Origin of the sequence: Carboxylicivirga marina (genome assembly GCF_016612505.1) — a bacterium.
Classification (GTDB): Bacteria; Bacteroidota; Bacteroidia; order Bacteroidales; family Marinilabiliaceae; genus Carboxylicivirga; species Carboxylicivirga marina.
Genome location: NZ_JAENRR010000145.1, coordinates 1 through 1,282 on the forward strand (window position 1 = coordinate 1; position 1,282 = coordinate 1,282).

Here is a 1,282-nt window from a genome sequence, read left to right on the forward strand (position 1 = left end):
TGAAAAAGTGGCTTAAAAACTTGTAATTAATTAGAGTATATGAAAAGATAAAAACAAATAAAAGATTTGGCTCAGAGCGGTTTTGGTTGGTTTAGTTCATTAAATTGCCAATCACTTCATCTAGCCAAACGTTGTATTGCATTAAAAAAATACCTAAAATATGAAAGTACAGTACTTAATCATTTTAATATTTCTTTTCGGTTGTAATACTCAAGAAAATCCAATTATTTACTCGGAAATTAAAAATCCTGAAACAGATAAGCCAATTCAATTATCAAAGAAACTAATAGAATCAAATGTTGACTTAAGAAAATTAAATTTGAGTGACTTAAGGCTTCTAAGAAACGAGATATACGCAAGGAAAGGCTATGTTTTTAAGTCAAAAGAATTATCACTTCATTTTCAAAAGTTCCAATGGTATAGGCCAAAATATGAGGGAAAAGAAATTGATAATTACCTTACTGAAATCGACAAATCAAACATTAATTGGATTGTAGATATTGAAAATTTCGTTCGCCCTGAAAAACTTTTAGAAGAAATGAAGAAATCTCTTAGGTTTGTAGATTTTCTAGAAATATTACCTGAAATAGAACTACCTACCAATATTGAAAATTGGACCTTCAGAAAAAAAGAACAAGATTTAAGGCAAAACAAAAGATATATAGCATTGTGTGAAAAATATGAGAAGTATCGTTCTGCGATTGGCAAAATATCTCTCCCCGACTCACTATTTGCAATTGGTATCAATCACGCTAGTGACTTTTACACGTACACGACCTTCTTATTTGTTAATTTAGAAGGAGAAGAACTTTGGCGCAAACAACTACCTCTATCATTTTCTAGTACAGCAGAATTTCAAGGCGAACCAGACCCAGAAATAAAAGATACAGTCATTGAGCGTTACAATGATGTTATTATCACCGAAGATTTACAAATGAAAGTATCAAGTTGGACAAAAGCGATTGAACATGACTCTCTCGGGAATTTTATTAAAAGTGAATTCTCAGATACAACTGTTGTTATTAGAGACTTTTATAAAGAATAACGCAATACAACACGCTAGTATAAAGCAATTGGCGTTCGTGAGTACATGGTAGTTAGGTTGGATAATCGAACACCGCCAAATCTTTGATTTGGCTTTAGAAATGAGAAGATAAAAACAAATAAAAGATTTGGCTCAGAGAGTTTTGGAAGGTTTAGTTCGCTAAATTGCCAATCGCTTCATCGTGTGCCGAGAAGTAGTGAACGGCAAAATATTCACTACATGCTGTAAATTGAGATG

1 protein-coding gene is annotated in these 1,282 nt (G+C 32.1%); it reads left to right on the forward strand.

Annotated features, from left to right (window positions below):
* Positions 1-160 precede the first annotated feature (160 nt).
* The gene (locus JIV24_RS22130; protein ID WP_200467264.1) at positions 161-1,045 is read left to right on the forward strand and encodes a YARHG domain-containing protein; all 885 of its coding nucleotides are present in this window, start codon (positions 161-163) and stop codon (positions 1,043-1,045) included.
* Positions 1,046-1,282: the final 237 nt, after the last annotated feature.

What these genes read in the sequence shown, in the direction of transcription:
- JIV24_RS22130 (WP_200467264.1), top strand. Translation starts at nt 161, where the DNA reads ATGAAAGTACAGTACTTAATCATTTTAATATTTCTTTTCGGTTGTAAT.